This is a genomic window from Thioalkalivibrio sp. ALMg9, assembly GCF_000380625.1.
GTDB lineage: Bacteria > Pseudomonadota > Gammaproteobacteria > Ectothiorhodospirales > Ectothiorhodospiraceae > Thioalkalivibrio > Thioalkalivibrio versutus.
Genome location: NZ_AQYC01000009.1, coordinates 348424 through 369302, shown reverse-complemented (window position 1 = coordinate 369302; position 20879 = coordinate 348424). Strand labels below are relative to the sequence as shown.

Genomic DNA, 20879 nt, shown 5'->3' with positions numbered 1-20879 from the left:
CTACTTCTTGTTGGCCAGATCCAGCACCTCGCCGGCGACCGGCGTGTTCACCAGCCCGTCACCGCGCAGCGCTGCGAGGTGTTCCAGGTAGTCCGGAGGCAGTCCAGTCACATACTCCCCGGTGAAGACCGAGCAGTCGAACTCCTGGATGTTCCGGTTGCCGCGGCGCACGGCCTTTTGCAGGTCTTCAAGGTCCTGGTAGATCAGGCGGTCGGCGGCAATCGCCTCGCACACCTGGGCCTCGTCCCGACCGTGGGCAATCAGCTCGTCGGCGGCCGGCATGTCGATCCCGTACACGTTGGGATAGCGCACCGGCGGCGCGGCCGAGGCGAAATAGACCTTCTTCGCCCCGGCCTCGCGCGCCATCATCACGATCTCGCGCGAGGTCGTGCCGCGCACGATGGAGTCGTCCACCAGCATCACGTTCTTGCCGCGGAACTCCAGCGAGATCGCGTTGAGCTTCTGGCGCACGGATTTTCGCCGCTTGGTCTGGCCCGGCATAATGAACGTACGCCCGATATAGCGGTTCTTGATGAACCCCTCGCGGTACTTGATGTTCAGCTCGTGCGCCATCTCCAGCGCCACGGTACGCCCGGTGTCGGGGATCGGCACGATCACGTCGATGTCGTGATCCGGCCAGATACGCCGGATCTTTTCACCCAATGCGGTCCCCATGCGCATGCGCGCGCGGTGGACGAACACGTTGTCGATCACCGAGTCCGGGCGCGCGAAGTAGACGTGCTCGAAGATGCACGGGTTCAGGCGGGTCCCCTCGGCACACACGCGCGTGCTGACCTCGCCGTCCGGCGTGATGAACACCGCCTCGCCCGGTGCCAGGTCCCGCTCCAGATCAAAGCCCTGGGACTCCAGCGCGGCACTTTCGGAGGCGACCATCCATTCGCGCCCGCCCTCTTCGGCCTCGCGCGAGCCATAAACAATGGGGCGAATGCCGTGCGGATCGCGGAACGCCAGCAAACCGCCCCCGGCGATCATCGCGACCACCGCGTAGGCGCCTTCGGCCCGCTGGTGCACGCGCTCGACCGCATCGAACACGGAATCCGGCGTCAGCCCGTTGTCGAGGAAGCGCAGCAGCTCCTGGGCAAAGACGTTCAGGAGGATCTCGGAGTCCGAGTCGGTATTGATGTGCCGCCGATCCGTGGCGTACAGCGCCTGCTTGAGCTCGCGCGCGTTGGTCAGGTTGCCGTTGTGCCCCAGCGTAATCCCGAATGGCGAGTTCACGTAGAACGGCTGCGCCTCGGCCGAGCTCGACGAACCGGCCGTCGGGTAGCGCACGTGGCCGATACCCATATGGCCCGTCAGGCTCTGCATGTGCTGGTTGTTGAACACATCGCGCACCAGACCGTTGTCCTTGCGCAGATGCAGCCGCCCGTCATCGTCACAGGTCACAATGCCTGCGGCATCCTGGCCCCGGTGCTGCAAGACCAGCAGGGCGTCATAAAGGGGCTGGTTCACCGGGCTGCGCCCGACGATTCCGACAACTCCACACATACGGTTTCAGGCTCCAGGGTTTTGCAAACGCTGACCAAAGCCGTTCACGGCCTGTCAGCACACGTTGCGCTGCAAATGCCGTTTGCAGCTCGCTTCTAGGGCGTCGCCGGCTCGTCGGCGTCGGGGATTACTTCTTCGACCGGCTCGTCACTCGCCAGCAGATCATGGATCTGTTCCTGCCAGCCTTCCGGCAATTGGGCAATCAGCCAATCCACCAGGCGCTCGAACTCCGGGATCAGGCGGCTGTTTTCCCACCAGGACTCGTCCGGCATCAAGGTCAGCGAGGCAAGGAAGATCAGCACCGCCACCAGCAGCACACCGCGCAGCAGCCCGAAGATCACGCCCAGCGAGCGGTCGGTACCGGTCAGCCCGGTCCCCTTCACCAGGCGGTTGGCCACTACTCCGAGAATGCCGCCCACAATCAGGACGCCAATAAAGATCAGGGCGAAGCCAATGCCCAGGCGCAGGGTGGCATCCGAAACCGCCTGGGGGATTTGTTCCGCCACCTCGGCCGCATAGCGGATACCCAGCCACACGCCCACGATCCACGTGGCGAGCGAAAAGGACTCGCGCACGAAGCCACGGAAAAGGCTGATCAGCCCTGACACAACGATCAGGGCGATGATGATGAGGTCGATCCAGTTCACGGGGCCGGCATCGCGTGCTGAAAGGGCGCGTAGTTTACCCCAGCCATCGGTTCCTCGCAGGGTGCCCCGGTCGTCATGGCCATCAGGGGTGTGCCACCACGATACCGGACAGCTCCAGCTCGTCCTGCAGGCGTTCGCCCAGTTTCACGGCCTCCTCGCGCTGCGCCAGCGGACCGACCTTCACCCGGTAAATCGGGCGGCCATCGGCCATGGAGTCATCGATGAAGGCGGGCCAGCCCGTGTCGCGCAGGCGGGCCGCCTGCTCGCGCGCGTTGTCCTCGCCGCGGAAACTCCCGACCTGCACCGCCCACCCGGCCTGCACCGGCTCGTCTGGCTCGACCGAGCGCACCGGCGCATCCTGGCGGGCCGCGGAACCTCCCTGCTCCCCAGCGGCCGCCCGCGCGCCCTCGCCATTCTCCAGACTGTGCAACTCGGCAACCGGCCCGTCGCGTTCCGCCGCCGGCGCGGCGGGTGCCGTGTCCCGACGTGCAGCCGGGCGCTCCGATGGCAGGGCGATATCGGGCTCGGCAAAGGTGGGCGCCGCGGGCACCGGGTCATCGATCCCGCTCATGTACTCGTAACCTGCCCCGTCGAACAACCAAGGCAGAAAGATGACCGCCAGCACGATCAGGATGACCGCGCCAACCAGGCGAAAGCGGATGGGATTGTCGCTGCTGGTCATGCGGTCATCCGGGGGCGGCGCCAGGGCTAGTTAAGGAAACACTACACGCCTGTGACAGTACGCGCGCTCGCGCCGGCATCGCAAGCCGTCGGGCATGACGCTCCTGACGCTCAAAGGGCATGCACAACCTCGCCCGCGCCACCAAGCGCCTCGGCCTGCCCGGACAGTGCCAGCTCGGCCAGCTCCTGCGACTGCTCCAGTACCGCCGCCACGGTGTAGAACGAACCGAACACCACCACCCGGCCGCAAGGTCCGGCGCAACGCGTTGCTTCTGCGATGGCCGCCGCGACGTCATCCACGCGGGACACCCGGCGTTGTCCGCTCGCCTCCAACTCGGTGGCCAGCGCCGCGGCGGGCAATGCCCGCGGCAGGTCCAGTGGGACTGGCACCCAGGCATCGACGAGGCCATCCAGACGACTCCACATGGCGGCCCGCTCCTTGTCCGCCATGACGGCGACCAGGGCCACCACTGCGCCCGGGACGGGATGCGCCTCCAGCCAGCGCGCCAGTTCGTTGACCGCATGCACGTTGTGGGCAACATCCAGCAGCCATTCCGGCTCGCCGTGTAGCCGCTGCAGACGCCCCGGCGCCGAGATCGCCAGGGCCCGACTGACGACACCATCGTCGAGCCCCCGGGCCAGTCCCAGTGATTCGACCACAGCGAGGGCCGTAGCCGTGTTCAGAAGCGCCGCACCATCAATCCGGGCGGCTGCGCCCTCGACCCGCCATTCGCGCGCCGTCCCCTGCCACTGCCATCGTAGCGTCGTCGCGTCGCGCGTCAGGGCGAAATCACGCCCACTGCGCAGGACCTGCGCCCCCAGTTGTGCGGCATGCTCCAGCACGCTGCCCGGCGGTTCGGGCTCGCCCAGCACAACCGGGCGATTGGGGCGCATGATACCGGCCTTCTCGCGGCCGATCGCCTCGCGACTGTCGCCCAGCCAGGTCTGATGATCGAGGTCCACCGCGGTGATCGCAGCAACGTCGGCATCCCAGATGTTGACGGCGTCCAGGCGCCCGCCCAGCCCCACCTCCAGCACCTGTACCGCGACTCCCTGCTCGCGGAACAGCCAGACCGCGGCCAGTGCACCGAATTCGAAATAGGTCAGGGAATCCTCGCCGCGAGCCTGGTCGATCGCCTCGAAGGCACGGCACAGGGCGGCATCGGAGACGGGCTCGCCGTCGATACGGATGCGTTCGTTGTAGCGCAGCAGGTGCGGCGAGGTGAACAGCCCGACCTTCAGCCCCTGCGCCTGCAGCAGGGCCGCGGTGCGCGTCGCCACCGTCCCCTTGCCGTTGGTCCCGGCCACGATCACGGTGGGCGGTCTGCCGGTCCCACGCAGCCCCAGGCGGTCGGCCACCAGGGCAATGCGCTCCAGGGTCAGATCCATTCCCACGGGATGCAGTTGCTCCTGGAAGGCGAGCCACTGCGCCAGGGTCGTGAAACGCACCGACTGCCTCAGGCGGGGCGCGGCGCGTCGACGCGCTCGCCGTCCGCCCCGTTTTCGGGACTGATAACCTCGACGGACCCCTCGCCCTCCGCCTCATCTGCGGCTGGGTCGGCGCCCGGCGCCGGGGCGTGGGTCAGCATGCCCAGCACCGCAGCCAGACGGCTGCGCATGTCACGGCGATCGACGATCATGTCGATCGCGCCATGCTCGAGCAGAAACTCCGAACGCTGGAAGCCCTCGGGCAGGGTCTCGCGCACCGTCTGCTGGATCACGCGCGGCCCGGCAAAGCCAATCAGGGCATTCGGCTCGGCCACGTTGAGATCACCCAGCATGGCCAGGCTCGCGGACACGCCCCCCATGGTCGGATCGGTCATCACCGAGATGAACGGGATGCGTTCTTCCTGCATGCGCGCCAGCACCGCGCTGGTCTTGGCCATCTGCAACAGCGAAAACAACGCCTCCTGCATGCGCGCACCACCGGAGGCACTGAAGCACACCAGCGGGATGCCCTGTTCCAGCGACCGGTTGGCGCCGCGCACGAAGCGCTCGCCCACCGCGGAGCCCATGGAACCGCCCATGAAGCGGAAGTCGAAGGCAGACGCCACCAAGGGGCGCCCCAGAAGCTGGCCCTGCATCACGATCAGGGCATCGCGCTCGCCGGTGGCCCGCTGGGCCGCCACCAGGCGATCCTTGTACTTCTTGGAATCGCGGAATTTCAGGACATCGGAGGATTCGATATCCGCCGCGATCTCCTCGCGGCCCTCGGCGTCCAGGAAGGTCTCCAGGCGCCGGCGTGCGCTCATGCGGCGGTGATGACTGCATTTCGGGCAGACATCGAGGTTGCGTTCCACCTCGGGGCGATAAAGCGTCGCGTCACAGCCCTCGCAACGGACCCACAGGCCCTCCGGGACCCCCCGCTTGGTCGCATTGTCGGTGCGGATGCGCGAAGGCATCAACTTCTCGAACCAGCTCATGCCGTCTCCCCGTAATTCGAATCGGCGCCGCGCATTCTACACCGTGGCTGCCGCGCCCGGGGAGCGCGCCGCATCCATGGCACGACGCATCTCACTGACCACCGCCGCCGCCGCACGGGCGAAGCCGTCGGCATCGCCGTCGTGCTCTTCGGCCAGGCGCACGATCGCGCTGCCCACCACCACGGCATCGGCCACCTGCGCGACCCTCCCCGCGGTCTCGGCATCGCGAATGCCGAAGCCCACGCCCAACGGCAGCCCGGTGTGGCGACGCAGACCTTCCAGGCGCGCGGCCAGTGCCGAGGTATCCAGGGTCTGCGAACCGGTCACGCCCTTCAGCGATACGTAGTAAACGAAGCCGCGCGCCGCCCGGGCCACATGATCGATACGCGCATCCGAGGTCGTGGGCGCGATCAGGAAGATGGGATCGATGCCGGCCTGCTCCAGCAGCCCCACCACGTCCTCGCTCTCCTCCGGCGGCAGGTCCACCGTCAGCAACCCATCCAGCCCGGCCGCCTTCGCGGTCTGGGCAAAGGTCTCGTACCCCATGCGCTCCACCGGATTCAGGTAGCCCATCAGGACCACCGGCGTGGTGGTGTCGGTCTTGCGGAACTCCGCCACCATCGCCAGCACGTCGCGCAACCCGGTGCCAAAACGCAGGGCCCGCTCGCAGGCCTTCTGGATCACCGGGCCATCGGCCATCGGGTCGGAAAACGGGACGCCCAGCTCGATCAGGTCGGCCCCGGCCTCCACCAATGCATGCATCAGGGGTACGGTGGCCCCCGGCTCCGGGTCGCCCGCCGTCACGTACGGGATCAACGCCGCGCGATTCTGTTCGCGCAGTTCGGCAAAACGCTGCTCGATGCGGCTCATAGCATAATCCCCTCGCGTTCGGCCACGGTGTTCAGGTCCTTGTCGCCCCGCCCGGACAGATTGATGATGATGCTTTGATCGGGACGCATCTGCGGGGCCAGGTCCAGCACATGGGCAATCGCATGACTGGTCTCCAGCGCCGGGATGATGCCCTCGGTGCGGGTCATGCGGTGGAAGCCGGCCAGCGCCTGGTCATCCGTTACCGACACGTAGTTCACCCGGCCGATGTCCTTCAGCCACGCATGCTCCGGCCCGACGCCCGGGTAGTCCAGGCCCGCCGAGACCGAGTGCGTGCCGATGATCTGGCCATTCTCGTCTTCCATCAGGTACGTCCGGTTGCCGTGCAGAACGCCCGGCTGTCCGGCGCACAGCGGCGCGGAGTGGCGCCCGGTCTCGACCCCGTCGCCCCCGGCCTCGACCCCGATCATCGCCACCGACTCGTCGCCAAGGAACGGATGGAACAGGCCGATCGCATTGGACCCGCCGCCGACACAGGCAACCAGGGTATCCGGCAGGCGGCCGGTCATCGCCAGGTGCTGCTCGCGTGCCTCGCGGCCGATCACCGCCTGGAAGTCACGGACCATCGCCGGATACGGGTGCGGCCCTGCCACGGTGCCAATGATGTAGAAGGTGTCGTCGACGTTGGTCACCCAGTCGCGCATCGCCTCGTTCAACGCGTCCTTCAGGGTGCGGGTCCCGGATTTCACCGCCACCACCTCGGCGCCCAGAAGGCGCATGCGATAGACGTTCTGTGTCTGGCGCCGGGTGTCCTCTTCGCCCATGTAGACCACGCATTCCAGCCCCAGCCGCGCGGCCACGGTGGCCGTCGCGACGCCGTGCTGTCCGGCACCGGTCTCGGCGATGATTCGCTTCTTGCCCAGGCGCTTGGCCAGCAGGGCCTGGCCGATCGTGTTGTTTACCTTGTGCGCGCCGGTGTGATTCAGATCCTCGCGCTTGAGGTAGACCTGCGCCCCACCCAGTTCCCGCGACATGCGCTCGGCGTGGTAGAGCGGGTTCGGCCGCCCAACGAACTGCTTCAGGTCATGATCCAGCTCCGCCAGGAAGTCGGGATCCTGCATGTACTGCTCGTATACCGCCTGCAGCTCGTCCAGCGCCCCCATCAGGGTCTCGGACACGAAGCGCCCGCCATACGGCCCGAAATGCCCACGGGCATCCGGGAAAGCCGCCCAGTCAATCTTGTTCATCAGTCTCTACCTCGCATTGACGCACCGCCTGCACGAAGGCCCGCATGCGTCGTGCATCCTTGATTCCGGGCGCGGATTCCACCCCAGAACTCACATCGACCCCGTACGGACGCAGGTGTTCCAGCGCAGCGCGCACCGAGTCCGAATCCAGTCCCCCGGCCAGCAGCCAGGGCCGTTCCAGTGCGTCGGGGACCCGCTGCCAATCGAAGCGATGCCCCGATCCGCCGCTGCGCCCCCCGCCATGACTGTCCAGGAGAAACCCCTGGGCATCCGGGTGCTGCTCCATCACCGGGCGTGGATCCTGCCCCTTGCCCATGGCGATGGCCTTCAGATAAGGCCGCCCGAAGCGCGCGCAAAACGGCGCCGTCTCGTGCCCGTGAAACTGCAGGCAATCCAGCCCTACCGTCTGCAATACCGTTTCGACGCGTGACGGATCCGGGTCCACAAACAATCCCACCGTGGTCACGAATGGGGGCAGCGCGGCCGCGATGGCCGCGGCCTGCGCCGGCTCTACCGCCCGCCGACTCGCTGCATGAAACACCAGCCCGATAGCATCGGCCCCAGCCGCCGCCGCGGCACGTGCCTGTTCCGGGCTCGTCACTCCGCAGATCTTCACCCGATAACGCATGCGCCCGCCGGCCTCCTCTGTCCGGTCGCAAAGCCTACCAGAACCCGGCACGCGATCCGGCTTTCCCGCAATCACCCCGGCGCATTCCCCGGGACGCCATCGAGGACCGGCCCCGCGGTGATCGGCAGCTCGAACTCCACCGGATAATCCACATGCACGAAATAGAGCCCGCCGGCCGGCGCGGTGATCCCCGACGCGCGCCGATCACGCGCCGCCAGAACCTCCGCCGGCCAGCCGGGATCGGCGCGCCCATCCCCTACCGCCAACAGCACGCCGGCGATGTTGCGCACCATGTGATGCAAAAAGGCATTCGCGTGGATGTCCAGGATCACAAGGGCCCCGCGCCGGATCACCGACAACGAATGCACGCGCCGCACCGGCGATTTCGCCTGGCAAGCCGCCGCCCGCAGGCTGCTGAAGTCATGTTCGCCAATAAAGGTCTGACCCGCGCGATGCATGCGCTCCGCATCCAGCGGACGCCGCCACCAGGACACTCGTCCGGCCTCCAGTGCCGGACGCACCGCTCGATTCGCAATGACGTAGCGATACCGTCTGCCAAATGCGCCGAACCGGGCATGAAACGCCTCCGGAACCGGTTGCGCCCAGGTCACGGCAATCGCGTCAGGCAGGCGACTGTTGGCGCCCAGGATCCATGCACGCGGCTCGCGCTGCGCCGGAGTATCGAAATGCACCACCTGCGCCGTGGCATGGACTCCCGCATCGGTGCGCCCCGCACAACTCAACGCGACCGGATGATTCGCCACAAACCCCAGTGCCGCCTCCAACTGCTGCTGCACGCTGGGACCGTCCTTCTGGCGCTGCCAGCCCAACAACCCACGCCCGTCATATTCGACCCCCAGCGCCCAGCGTTGTACCTGCTCACCCGCATCGTTGAAGCCCGGTTGTGCGTGCGCCTCACTCAAATGTCCGCTCCTCAAAAAAACCACCAAGTGAGCCAGGCCGCCAGCACCCCGAACCACAAGCCGATGACTGCCCAGCGGGGCACTGCCCGATTCTCCGTCCCAAGGTCGGCCGGGCCGTCCTCCGCCCCGCTCGGTCCGGAAAGGGCCTGATCCAGACGCTGCACCAGCCACTCGCGCACCGCTTCCAGCCGAGCCTTTCTCGCCCCCCCAAGCGCCTCCCGGCGCGCCTTGATCGCCGCTCGATCCCCCTCGAAATACATCAGGGCGAGAAACAGTCGCCGGGCGAAACGCTCGCCCCAGGCACCGAACACCTGCCAAGGTCCGCCCAGCACCAAACCGAGACTGCGTACGAGCACAGGCCTTGAAAACCGCTCGGTAAGCCAGACCACCAGCAGCAGCACCAGGACCAGGGCGAGGATACGAGTCCCGGCCTCCTGGAGCCCAGCGGCAAGATCGCCACCCTCCATCGGCCATAGGCCATAGAAGATCAGCAGGGAGAGGTAGAACCACTTCATGCGCAGGATCAAGCGACCGGCACGGCCCCAGGCAAACCCGCCGGGCCACGCCAGCCCGCCCACGAGCACGGCCATCACCACGAGTACCCGTGGCTCGGCCGATACCAGCGCAGCAGAAGCAGCCAGCACCCCCAGAAACGCCCACACCGCCCACACCACGCCCGGCGGGTGCGGTACCGATTCTGGCGGCAATTCGGAGGTCTGAACCAAGCGTGAACCGCCCTCGCAGCGATTAATGAACCACAAAAAAGGCCCCGCCCGGGGTTTTGCCCCCGGGCGGGGCCGGTCTGCACATTCCGGGGGTCAGCCGAGACCGAACCGGGAACATCCGGTCCGGAACTCCGACTTCCCGACGGTCACGAGCCCTGAATCTGCTCGCGGATCCCCTCGGCCTCGCGTTTCTGATCATCGGTGCCCGAGGTCAGGACCTCGTCGATCAATTCCTGGGCACCTTCCTGATCTCCCATGTCGGCATAAGCCTGGGCCAGACTCAGACGCGTGACGTTCTCGTCCGCGTCCGCTCCTGCGGAACCATCGTCGGTTTCATCCAGACCGGCAATAGGCGCATCGGAACCACCCGGGCCAAGCAGGTTCTCGTCCAGATCCAGGCCAGCTTCCGGCTCCGCCTGTTCCCCGCCACTCGCGGTGGAATCTGTCTCCGGAAGCTCGTTCTCGTCGATGTCGAACGCAAGATTGTTCAAGTCCCCATCAGCATCCGCGCTGGAAACATTACCTTCCGCGGCGTTCGCCAGATCCGCTTCCAGATTCTCGTCGAGGTCGAACGACAGGCCCTGATCATCCGCAACCGGCTCGCTCCCCAGGCTTTCCGCCGCCTCGTCGGTCTCGGGAAGCTCCAGACCCGAGAAATCGATCTCATTGCTGTCGGATTCCGTCGCGCGGCTTCCTTCCGCAGAAGGCACATCACCGAGATCGCCGGCCATCGCGCCACCAGCTGCAGTGGCGCCAAGACCGGCCCCCTCCCCAATCCGGGATTCCAGATCGGACAGGCGATCACGCGTAGCCGTATCACCCGCATCCAGCCGACCGCGCAGCGCACCGGCCGCCTGCCTTGCGCTCTCCTCATCCTCAAGCGCGAGATGTGCCTCGACCAATTTCAGGCGGTACTGCTTGTTATCCGGATCGCGCTCGATCGCCGCATTGAGCGTCTCGACCGCCTGATCGTTCATGCCGTACGCCAGGCAGACATCCACCTCTGCCAGTACGTCATCTGTCGCCTCGCCTCCCTTCTGACTGGTGCTGGCGACCACGACCTCGCCAACCTCTTCCCCCGAATCGGCCGACAGATGGGAAGCGTCTTCCTGTTGCCCATCATCGCGTTCCGCGCCACCCGCCGCCGCGGCCGTGCCAACCACGGTGGCAGCGGCGGCACGGGTCGTCGAGCGATCTGGCGAACCCATCTCCCCGGTCTCGTAACTGCGGGCATCGAAGCCGGTCGCCTGCACCTTGCTGTTGTCCGCACGCGGCTTCAGGCCGGAACCGTGATCGTCGACCATCACCTCGCGGCGGCCGCCGCGGGCAAAAGCCAGCAACACCAGCAGCAGAAGAATGACCAGCGCAATCGCCATCATCAGCAGCAACGGGTCATTCATGATGCGTTCGTTCAGCGGGGCATTGCGTTCAGCATCCGCACGATCCAGACGGGTGCGCAGCTGTTCGCGCTCGGCGCGCAGCTGGCTCAGCTGTTCCTCGAGCCCGGCCATGTTCTCGCTGGAGATCTCGGCCAGACGCCCACGCTCGCCAAGCTCCTCGCGCAATTCGGAGAGCTCGGCGCGCATTCCGTCCATTTCGGCGCGCTGGGACAGCAGGGCTTCCTGCAGCAGCTCCTCGGACCCCCCCTCGGTTGCCCCGGCTTCGGCATCTTCCGGCAGCAGATCGGCGACGATCTCCAGGCGATCCTCGGGCGCCACCGCCTCGGTCGCGGCCTCGTCGCCCACCGCCGTTTCGTCCTCGGTCACGGCCGAGTCCGATTCGGCCACTGCGGATTCGTCGTCCGCAACCGCCGCGGCAGCGTCTTCCGTAACAGCCGATTCTTCGTCCTCGGCGAGCGCCTCGCCCTCGACACCCTCCTCAGCCGCGGCCGGAGCCGGCTCCGGTTCTTCGCGAGCCGCGCGAGTGGATTCCTGCCAGGAGCGCGTCTGATCGGCAACCTCGGCCCGCGCCTCGGCGGTACTGCGCGCGTCCAACTGTTCGCGGGACGGCGTACGCAATTCCGCGTCCGCGCGCAGCGAATTGATGTTGTTACCCATGAAGGCCTGCGGATTGGCGTCGAGGAACGCGAGCATGGCCTGCTCGTCGCTGTATCCCGAGACACCGCTGCGGCGCACGACCGCGTAGAGGGTGTCGCCACTACGCACCCGGATGGTTTCGCCTTCGCGGGTCGCACGCGGCGCTGCGCCGGGGTCCCCGCTCACGGCCGGCGCAGAAGTTCCGGAAGGCATCGTGCCGGGCGGATCCAGCAACAACGAGACCTCGCGCATGGCGCGCCCGCCATCCCAGCGCGCCTCCAGCAGCATGCCCACATAGGGCTCGCGCACCGGCCGGCGTGTGGTCAGGATGATGCGGTCACCCTCGACTTGGATGTTCAGGTCCCCCGGAACACCGCCACGGTTCAGACCGGCGCGGCGGTATGCATCCTCGGAAGCCTGGCGAATTCGCAGGGAATCGCCCGCAGCTGCCGCTCCCCGCAAGGGAATCTCCGCCCGCAAGGGCTGATTCAGGAAGGATTGAAGATTGATTTCGCCGAAGCCCACGGAACTCGAGGACGCCGGGGCCACCAGCAGCAAGAACAAAAACCCAACCAAAAACTTGCGCACGAATTCCCCCTGAAAATGCCACGTGGCCGTACTGCCTCGGCCGACACGGCCGATGACCCCCTGGCCACGGATGTACCGGGTAGTGTCCCCGGCGTTTTCCCGGATTAAATCACAGGTAATCGCGGATCAAAACCTCCGCGATCTGAATCGTGTTCAGCGCGGCCCCCTTCCGCACGTTGTCCGAGACCACCCAAAGGTTCAGTCCGCGGGGGTGGGAAATGTCCTCGCGGATGCGGCCGACGAACACCGCATCCTTGCCGGAACCCTCGGTCACCGCAGTCGGATAGCCCCCGTCCTCGTGCTTGTCCAGCACCGTGATCCCCGGTGCGCCGGAGAGGATTTCGCGGGCCTTCTCCGCACTGATCTTCTCGCGCGTCTCGATATGCAGGGCCTCGGAATGCCCGTAGAACACCGGAATGCGCACCGCAGTCGGGTTCACCAGGATGGACTCGTCGCCCATGATCTTCCGGGTCTCCCAGACCATCTTCATCTCTTCCTTGGTGTAGCCATTGTCCTGGAAAACGTCGATGTGCGGCAGGGCATTGAACGCGATCTGCTTGGGATACACGTTGCACTCCACCGGACGGCCATTCAGCAACGCCGCCGTCTGGTGCGCCAGCTCCTCGATCGCCTCTTTTCCAGTACCGGACACGGCCTGGTAGGTTGCCACGTTAATCCGTTCGATGCCGACCGCATCGTGCAGCGGCTTCAGCGCCACCAGCATCTGAATGGTGGAGCAATTCGGGTTCGCGATAATCCCGTGTTTCGTGTAATCGCCCACCGCGTCCGGGTTCACCTCCGGAATTACGAGCGGGATCTCCGGGTCGTAGCGGAACTGGGAGGTATTGTCGATCACGACGCAGCCGGCCGCCGCCGCCTTGGGCGCATATTCCGCGGACACCGAGGCGCCCGGCGAGAACAGCCCGATCTGCACCGTGGAAAAATCAAAAGTCGCCAGGTCCTCGACCTCCAACTCGCGCCGGCCGTAGTCCACCGTCTTGCCCACCGACCGCGAGCTGGCCAGGGCATGCACGCGCCCGATCGGCAGGTCGCGCTCGGCCAGGATGGACAGCAGGGCCTCGCCAACGGCGCCCGTTGCCCCGACCACGGCCACGTCAAATTTGCGGTCACTCATCGTTAATTCCCGGTTGAACTTTAATCGTTAACGCTTTGATAGATATTTACTCATCCAGGGCCGCGACCAAGGCGTCGCCCATGCCCTGCGTACCGACCAGCTTCATGCCTTCGCCGAAGATGTCTGGGGTACGCAAGGCCTGATCCAGTACCCGACCCACAGCCGCCTCGATGCGTTCGGCCAGGTCGTTGCGGTCCAGACTATGACGGAGCAGCATCGCGACCGACAGCACCGTCGCCATCGGGTTGGCCTTGCCCTGCCCCGCAATATCCGGTGCCGAACCGTGGATCGGCTCGTACAGACCCACGCCCTCGCTGTTCAGCGAGGCGGACGGCAGCATGCCGATGGAGCCGGTCAGCATCGCCGCTGCATCGGACAGGATGTCGCCGAACATATTGCCGGTCACCATCACGTCGAACTGCTTCGGGTCACGCACCAGCTGCATCGCGGCGTTGTCCACATACATGTGAGACAGCTCGACCTCGGGGAACTCCTTCCCGACACGCTCGACCACCTCGCGCCACAGCTCGGAGACCTCCAGCACGTTGGCCTTGTCCACCGAGCACAGGCGCTTGCCCCGCTTCATCGCCGCCTCGAAGCCGACCCGGGCGATCCGCTCAATCTCCGATTCGCTATAGACCAGCGTATTGAAGCCGACCCGCTCGCCATTGCGTTCCTCGATCCCGCGTGGCTGGCCGAAGTAGATCCCCCCGGTCAGCTCGCGCACGATCAGGATGTCCAGCCCGCTGACCACCTCGGGCTTCAGCGTGGAGGCCGAGGCCAGCTGCGGATACAGGATCGCCGGGCGCAGGTTCGCGAACAGGCCGAGATCCGAGCGGATGCCAAGCAGCCCACGCTCGGGGCGCAGGTCGCGCTCCAGCGACTCGTACTGCGGGCCACCCACCGCCCCCAGCAGGATCGCGTCTGCACGACGCGCCGCCTCGCGGGTGGCCTCCGGATAGGGGTGCCCGGCCGCGTCATGCGCCGCGCCCCCGATCAGGCCCTGCTCGATCTCCAGATCCAGACCGCCGATCTCGCCCACGCGCTCCAGCACCTTCAGCGCCTCGGCCACGATCTCGGGCCCAATCCCGTCCCCGGGCAATACCAGAATTCGGCTCACAAACCTCTCCCAAGTAACTATTATTCTTTACCTATACATTCCTAGTGGCAACGTCATTGCGAGGAGCCGCAGGCGACGTGGCAACCTCCGGTCGCAACCCCCGACGTTTACCCGAGCCAGCGCCGGGGCTGCCCTGGGAGATCGCCACGTCGCTGCGCTCCTCGCGATGACGGTGCTTCCTGCCCCCCGTCATTGCGAGGCCCCGCCAGGGGCCGTGGCACAAAAGCGCGAAGCGCGTTGAACGGCCGCAGGCCGGCCCGAAGGGCGAGCGCAGCGAGTAACCTCCCAAAGCTGCCAGAGCGCCGGTATGGGGATCCGGTGGTTCCGGACGGAGGTTGCTTCGTCGCTTCGCTCCTCGCAATGACGGTGCCCGGATCCAGGCCGTGCCAGACGCACCGTCTACCGTTGTTGTTCCGCCATCCACGGCCATTCGCGGCGCTGGCGCTCCTCGAAGGCGCGAATATCGTCCGCAAACTGCAGCGTCAGGGCGATATCGTCCAGCCCGTTCAGCAGGCGATGGCGGCGGTCCTCGTCCAGCGTAAAGTCGAATACGTTACCGTCCGGCGCGGTCACGGTCAGCTCTTCCAGATTCACCTCGACCTGCGCACCCGGATTCGCCTCCACCTGATCAAACAGGCGCTGCACCTCGTCCTCGGCCAGCACCACGGGCAGGAGCCCGTTCTTGCAGCTGTTGGAGAAAAAGATGTCCGCGAACGACGGCGCGATCACCGCACGAAAACCGAAATCGGTCAGCGCCCAGACCGCGTGCTCACGGGAGGAGCCACAGCCAAAGTTCTTGCGCGCCAGCAGGATGGTCGCCTCGTCAAACGGCGCCTGATTCAGCACAAAGTCCGGGTTCGGCCGGCGCTTCGAGCCGTCCATGCCCGGCTCGCCCGGGTCCAGGTAGCGCCAGTCGTCGAAGGCATTCGGGCCAAAGCCCGTGCGCTTAACCGACTTCAGGTACTGCTTGGGGATGATCGCATCGGTATCCACGTTGGAGCGGTCCAGCGGCGCGACGATCCCCTTGTGTACAGTAAAGGCCTGCATCGCTTACGCCTCCTTCAACGCGGACGGTTCAATGAAGTGCCCGGCGACGGCCGCCGCGGCGGCCAGCGACGGGCTGACCAAATGCGTGCGCCCGCCCTGCCCCTGACGGCCCTCGAAGTTGCGGTTCGAGGTCGAGGCGCAGCGCTCGCCCGGCTCCAGGCGGTCGGCGTTCATCGCCAGGCACATCGAACAGCCCGGCTCGCGCCACTCGAAGCCGGCATCCAGGAAGATGCGGTCCAGCCCCTCCTGCTCCGCCTGCTGCTTCACCAGCCCGGAGCCCGGCACCACCATCGCCAGCTTGATGTTGTCGGCCTTCTTGCGGCCCTTCACCACCTCGGCGGCGGCGCGCAGGTCCTCAATCCGGGAATTCGTGCAGGACCCGATGAACACCTTGTCCGGACGGATCTCCGTCATCGGGGTATTCGCCTTCAGGTCCATGTACTCCAGCGCCCGCTGCATGCCCTCGGCGCGCACCGGATCGGACTCGGCCGCCGGGTCCGGCACCCGCCCGTCGATCGGCGCGACCATCTCCGGCGAGGTGCCCCAGCTGACCTGCGGGGCGATCTCGGCGGCATCCATCTCCACCACCGCGTCGAACTCGGCATCCGGGTCGGAGACCAGCGTGCGCCAGTACTCGGCCGCCCGCTCGAACATCTCGCCGGTCGGCGCCTGCGGCTTGCCGCGCACGTATTCGATGGTCTTCTCGTCCACCGCGACCATGCCCGCACGGGCCCCGGCCTCGATCGACATGTTGCAGACGCTCATACGGCCTTCGATCGACAGGCTGCGGATCGCGGAGCCGGCAAACTCGATCGCGTAGCCGGTACCGCCAGCGGTGCCGATGCGGCCGATGATGGCCAGCACCACGTCCTTGGCGGTGACGCCCGGGCGCAGCGCGCCTTCCACACGGATCTGCATGGCCTTGGTCTTCTTTTGCCACAGGCATTGCGTGGCCAGCACATGCTCCACCTCGGAGGTGCCAATACCAAAGGCCAGCGCGCCCAGCGCGCCATGCGTGGAGGTATGCGAGTCGCCGCAGACTACGGTCATGCCCGGCAAGGTCGCGCCCTGCTCCGGGCCGATCACGTGCACGATGCCCTGGCGCACGTCCGCCATCGGGAAGAATTTCAGCCCCAGGCTCGTGACGTTGCTCTCCAGTGTTTCCACCTGGATGCGCGAGACCGGATCCGCAATCCCCTGGTCGCGGTTCTCCGTGGGCACGTTGTGATCCGGCACCGCCAGCACGGAATCGCCGCGCCATGGCTTGCGCCCGGCCAGCCGCAGCCCCTCGAAGGCCTGCGGACTGGTCACCTCGTGCACCAGGTGGCGGTCGATGTAGAGCAGCGTCGAGCCATCCGGCTCCTCGCGCACCCCATGCGCCTCCCACAACTTGTCATACAGGGTCTTGCCAGCCATTACCTACTCCCGCGGCCGTGCCGCGTTCTATCGTTCTTGCGTCCCACCGCCGACGATCCACCGGCGCTATACAGGCTCGCCCTTGCACCGCGTCGCCAACTGGCACCGTCATTGCGAGGAGCGTAGCGACGAAGCAACCTCCGTCCGAAACCACCCGATCCCGGTACTGGCGCTCTGCCAGCTTCAGGAGGTTACTCGCTGCGCTCGCCCTTCGGGCCGGCCTGCGGCCGTTCAACGCGCTTAGCGCTTTTGTGCCGCGTCGCCTTCGGCTCCTCGCAATGACGTCGTTTCATGACGCCCGTTGATCTAGAGTCTGGGCCCGCCCCGGTATTCTTTCAAATCCGATTTCTTATCCGTATCATTCCATGCGGTTATATAGGTGCCGGGTCATGCCGAGCCCGACCATCGAACGGACCATTATCTCACGCGGGGACTGGAGAGACACGGATGCGCCCAGAACAACTGAGTGTCGAATCCCTGCAGGCCTTCGTCGCGGTCGTCGACACCGGCGCCTTCTCCGCCGCGGCCGAACGGCTGCACCTGACGCAGCCCGCCATCAGCAAGCGCATCCAGTCGCTGGAGGCCACGCTGGAACGTCCGTTATTCGAGCGCCAGGGTCGGCGTGTACGGCCGACCGAGGTCGCCGAACGCCTGCTGCCCGAGGCCCGCGAAATCCTCGCCCGCCTGCGCGCCATCGAGCAGCAGGTCGCCGACCTCGACCAGGTGGTGCGCGGCCGCATCCGCCTGGCCACCTCGCACCACATCGCCCTGCACCGCCTGCCCACGCCACTGTCGGCCCTGCGCGAGCGCTACCCGGAGCTGGAACTGGAACTCGCGTTCATGGATTCGGAGGCGGGCATCGAGGCCGTAATGCACGGCGACGCCGATCTGGCCCTGGCTACCCTGCCCGATGAACTACCGAAGGGCGCCGAAGCACACACGGTCTGGACCGACGCACTCGTCCCGATGACCGCCCGCAACCGGGCCCAGGATACCCCGCTGGATACGCTCCAACGCCTGCATGACTGGCCAACGATCCTGCCACCGGTCGACTCCACCACCCGGCGCCAGATCGATCAGGCGCTGGCCGCGCAGGGCCTGCACCCCACCGCCGCCCAGGAAAGCCCCTACCTCGAAGTCATCCGCATGATGATCACCGCCGGCCTCGGCATCGGCTTCCTGCCCCGCACCATGGCCACTGCTGACCTCGCGGTACTCGACTGGCCCGGCGCGCCCATTACCCGCCACCTCGGCTGGGTCCGCCACGCCGACCGCTACCGCTCCCAATCAATAAAGTCAATGATTCTGATGCTAGAGGGCCGTTAACGCTTTCAAGACGAGTGCTTCATCGAGGCGTCGCCCCCGGCTTGCACGCGTCCTGGTCCAGGACGAATTGTTCCCCGTCCCACACGAACATCGCGGCGACCGCCACGGCATCCTCCTGAAGCGGACGAAGGCTGTACTGGGCGCAATCGCGTTCATCGAAGCCCTGGAACACGAACGCCGCGACCGGGTTGCCCTCGGCATCGTACTGGTAGCCGTGGATGTTGGGGTCGGCGTTCATGTCCGCTCCGGCACAGGCCGCAAGAGGGAGGAGGAGAGCGGCCACGAGGGCCGCCCGGTTGCAGGTGAGTGTGCGCATCGTCATGGTTCAGAACCGCTTGGAGAAGGTGGCAACACCCGCCACGTCGGAACCATCCTGATGGTCCGGGTTGTTGGAGTACAGCAGGTTCACGTTCAGTCGGCTATCCACGCTCGGGGCGTAGGCGTAGCCCAGCTCGACATCCTGCTGACGCCCGTTCGGGGCCAGGCTGGCGCTGCGCTGTTCGCGGATCACGTTGCCCTCGACGTCCCGACCCACCGGCACATCCAGGTTCGCGGTGCCGGCGGTGACGCGCAGCGGCTGACTGACCATAAACACCGCTTCGTGCTGATCCCGCTCGATAGTCAGGCCCAATGCGGACTGCTCGGTGGTCAGGCCGTCAATGGAGCGGATCATCCCCGGGCCGCCGGCCACATCTGCCTGGCCGCGCTCATAGCGCGCCATCAAGCCGAAGTAGTCACCCATGGACCAGTTCGCCCCCACCGACATGAGGCCCATGGTGGAGCGGTCGCCCAGCGACAGGGCGCCGTACCCACGAGAGCCCAGCAGGCCGCCTTGTTCGTGGCGCTGGCCGTAGCCGACTTCCAGTTCCAGCGCATCGGTCGCATCGAAGCGCATGGCGACATCAGTGCGGGCCTGACGGTAGCCGTTATACAGACTGTCCTCGTCGCGCTTGGCCGAGCCTGCCCAGTGGCCCACATCCATCGCTACACGGTCGGTCATCGACAAGGTGGCGGCGAAGCCCGCACCCTGACTCAGCAAGTGGGACAGGCCGCCCGAACCATCGGACAGCATCGCCATCCCGTTTTCCGGGGTCCACGGGTCCATGAGGGCCGTTTCACCCTGGTGGAAGCCGAATGCCGCCAGCTCGACCGTTCCGGTATCGAGGCGCACTTCACTCGCCCCCATCATTCCGCCAGTCGTGTGATGACTGGTCATCGACAACCCCGGGGCGACCTCATTGGTGATCGGGCGCGGGTTCAGGCCGGCCGTGGCGATCTTCTGCACTCGACCCGCCAGGCGCTGGCCATAGGCCATAACCGGGTGACTCTGACTGGACAGGTCCAGCTGGTAGTCCCGGCCCAGGTCATCAAATCCCACGACCCCTTCCAGCGCCGCGGTGTCGAAGCTGCCGCCGAAGCTGGAGGACCACGTCGCTTGCGTCTCGGACAGCGCGTGGCCGCCGTCTTCCACCTTTCCGCTGGACGCGATGGCCGTTTCGCCCTGCGGCTTCAACGCCTCCTCCAGGTCCGCGTGCCCCTGACCGAGGTAGTAGTTCCCGCAATTCAGGTTCTCGTCCGGGCCGCAATCGTTCTTCTCGAACAGCTCGGAACCCTGGTCTGCCGTATCCAGCAGCAGCCCCGTGGTCTCTTTCGCCGACATGTGCGGCCACTGCGAGTTGATCGTGGCCACCATGCCCGCGATCTGGGGCGCGGCGATGGAGGTTCCGCCAAACGTGCCCGTGGCGTCATCGCTCGTATTCGAAGCGGACTGCGCAACAAACGGTGCCGCCAGTGCACGGGCCTGGAGATCCTCGTCCGCGCCGGGATAATTACTGGCCGGATGCTTTTCCCATTCATCCGACCCGACCGCAATCAGCGTCTGGTCCAGCACCGACAGCAGCCCATCGTCGGTGGCCTTCTCCATGTCAAAGTTATCCGTAACGCTCTCGCCTTCGTTGCCGGCCGCAATCACGATCGCCGTTCCAAGACGCTCGAAGCTACCATCCGGCATTTCCATTTCCACCGAGCTCGCCAGTGCGTCCGCGGTGTCCGCATCGTTCAGGGCATTGAGGCCGCCCGAAAAGCTCAGATTGGCCACCCGGGCATCCTGCTCGGCCGACCACTTCATGCCCTCCTGAAGATAGCTCCTCCGAACAGACCCGCCGGAACCCGCCTTGAACAGGGCGAGCTTCCCATTGCCCGCCACACCGAAGGTGTTGCCGGCGGCGAGGGCGGCCACCGGCGTCCCGTGCATATAGGCAGGAATACCATCCTCGTCGTCCACCGATGCCGTTACATCCTCGCCGGCGGTCTGACGGTTATAGGAGGTCTCGATCCGGCCTTCGAATTCTTCATGGCTGGTGCGAAATTCCGTATCAATCACCGCGATTAGTGCGTCTTCCCCGTCTTCGATCGTGGTTTGCTGAACGGCCGGCGTAACGTTGACGTAAGTGTCTTCTTCCGGCTTCACGTTCGAGGAGGAGGAGCCGCCACCACCGCCACCGCAGCCGGTCAGCGCCAGCCCCGCAGCCGCCACCCCAGCAAAGAACACACTTCTCCCTGAAAGAGTCATTGATCCCCCAACGTGAAAAACAGAAAGA

At 66.2% G+C, this 20879-nt stretch carries 18 protein-coding genes; 1 reads left to right on the top strand and 17 read right to left on the bottom strand.

What is annotated here, in order from left to right; all coding sequences use genetic code 11:
* From purF to leuC, 15 genes are all read right to left on the bottom strand, one after another.
* Window positions 1–1509, bottom strand: a complete 1509-nt coding sequence (purF, locus tag F792_RS0110840) for an amidophosphoribosyltransferase (RefSeq protein ID WP_018169616.1) — start codon at window positions 1507–1509, stop codon at window positions 1–3.
* Window positions 1510–1604: 95 nt separating this feature from the next.
* Window positions 1605–2156, bottom strand: coding sequence for a CvpA family protein (locus tag F792_RS0110835; RefSeq protein WP_018169615.1), 552 nt, complete (start codon window positions 2154–2156; stop codon window positions 1605–1607).
* An 82-nt stretch (window positions 2157–2238) separates the two neighbouring features.
* The gene (locus F792_RS0110825; protein WP_018169614.1) at window positions 2239–2838 is read right to left on the bottom strand and encodes an SPOR domain-containing protein; all 600 of its coding nucleotides are present in this window, start codon (window positions 2836–2838) and stop codon (window positions 2239–2241) included.
* Between the two features lie 110 nt (window positions 2839–2948).
* The gene (folC, locus tag F792_RS0110820; protein ID WP_018169613.1) at window positions 2949–4286 is read right to left on the bottom strand and encodes a bifunctional tetrahydrofolate synthase/dihydrofolate synthase; all 1338 of its coding nucleotides are present in this window, start codon (window positions 4284–4286) and stop codon (window positions 2949–2951) included.
* An 8-nt stretch (window positions 4287–4294) separates the two neighbouring features.
* Window positions 4295–5260, bottom strand: a complete 966-nt coding sequence (gene accD, locus F792_RS0110815) for an acetyl-CoA carboxylase, carboxyltransferase subunit beta (protein WP_018169612.1) — start codon at window positions 5258–5260, stop codon at window positions 4295–4297.
* A gap of 36 nt (window positions 5261–5296) precedes the next feature.
* Entirely contained in the window at window positions 5297–6130 is an 834-nt protein-coding gene (gene trpA / locus F792_RS0110810; RefSeq protein WP_018169611.1) for a tryptophan synthase subunit alpha, read from the bottom strand.
* On the bottom strand, window positions 6127–7335 hold the full coding sequence (gene trpB, locus F792_RS0110805) for a tryptophan synthase subunit beta (protein WP_018169610.1): 1209 nt from the start codon (window positions 7333–7335) through the stop codon (window positions 6127–6129). The genes trpA and trpB overlap by 4 nt, the downstream gene beginning before the upstream one ends.
* Window positions 7322–7963, bottom strand: a complete 642-nt coding sequence (locus tag F792_RS0110800) for a phosphoribosylanthranilate isomerase (RefSeq protein ID WP_018169609.1) — start codon at window positions 7961–7963, stop codon at window positions 7322–7324. Before F792_RS0110800 ends, trpB begins: the two co-directional genes overlap by 14 nt.
* A 71-nt stretch (window positions 7964–8034) precedes the next feature.
* Window positions 8035–8886, bottom strand: a complete 852-nt coding sequence (gene truA / locus F792_RS0110795; protein ID WP_018169608.1) for a tRNA pseudouridine(38-40) synthase TruA — start codon at window positions 8884–8886, stop codon at window positions 8035–8037.
* Between the two features lie 11 nt (window positions 8887–8897).
* Window positions 8898–9560 (bottom strand): hypothetical protein, encoded by a 663-nt coding sequence (locus F792_RS0110790; RefSeq protein WP_018145857.1) that lies wholly within the window; start codon window positions 9558–9560, stop codon window positions 8898–8900.
* Window positions 9561–9757: 197 nt separating this feature from the next.
* Entirely contained in the window at window positions 9758–12235 is a 2478-nt protein-coding gene (locus F792_RS0110785; protein ID WP_018169607.1) for a FimV/HubP family polar landmark protein, read from the bottom strand.
* Between the two features lie 109 nt (window positions 12236–12344).
* Window positions 12345–13370 (bottom strand): aspartate-semialdehyde dehydrogenase, encoded by a 1026-nt coding sequence (locus tag F792_RS0110780; protein WP_018145859.1) that lies wholly within the window; start codon window positions 13368–13370, stop codon window positions 12345–12347.
* Between the two features lie 46 nt (window positions 13371–13416).
* Window positions 13417–14490, bottom strand: a complete 1074-nt coding sequence (gene leuB, locus F792_RS0110775; protein WP_196799417.1) for a 3-isopropylmalate dehydrogenase — start codon at window positions 14488–14490, stop codon at window positions 13417–13419.
* A gap of 399 nt (window positions 14491–14889) precedes the next feature.
* Window positions 14890–15537, bottom strand: coding sequence for a 3-isopropylmalate dehydratase small subunit (gene leuD / locus F792_RS0110770; protein WP_018169605.1), 648 nt, complete (start codon window positions 15535–15537; stop codon window positions 14890–14892).
* Window positions 15538–15540: 3 nt separating this feature from the next.
* Entirely contained in the window at window positions 15541–16953 is a 1413-nt protein-coding gene (gene leuC, locus F792_RS0110765; RefSeq protein WP_018145862.1) for a 3-isopropylmalate dehydratase large subunit, read from the bottom strand.
* Between the two features lie 447 nt (window positions 16954–17400).
* Here leuC and F792_RS0110760 point away from each other — a divergent pair, with 447 nt between their 5' ends.
* Window positions 17401–18279: a LysR family transcriptional regulator gene (locus F792_RS0110760; RefSeq protein ID WP_018169604.1), complete on the top strand. Its 879-nt coding sequence runs from the start codon at window positions 17401–17403 to the stop codon at window positions 18277–18279.
* Between the two features lie 19 nt (window positions 18280–18298).
* Here F792_RS0110760 and F792_RS0110755 read toward each other — a convergent pair whose 3' ends face one another.
* Window positions 18299–18517, bottom strand: coding sequence for a hypothetical protein (locus F792_RS0110755; RefSeq protein WP_018169603.1), 219 nt, complete (start codon window positions 18515–18517; stop codon window positions 18299–18301).
* A gap of 87 nt (window positions 18518–18604) precedes the next feature.
* Window positions 18605–20830: a S8 family serine peptidase gene (locus F792_RS0110750; RefSeq protein WP_018169602.1), complete on the bottom strand. Its 2226-nt coding sequence runs from the start codon at window positions 20828–20830 to the stop codon at window positions 18605–18607.
* Between the last annotated feature and the right edge of the window lie 49 nt (window positions 20831–20879).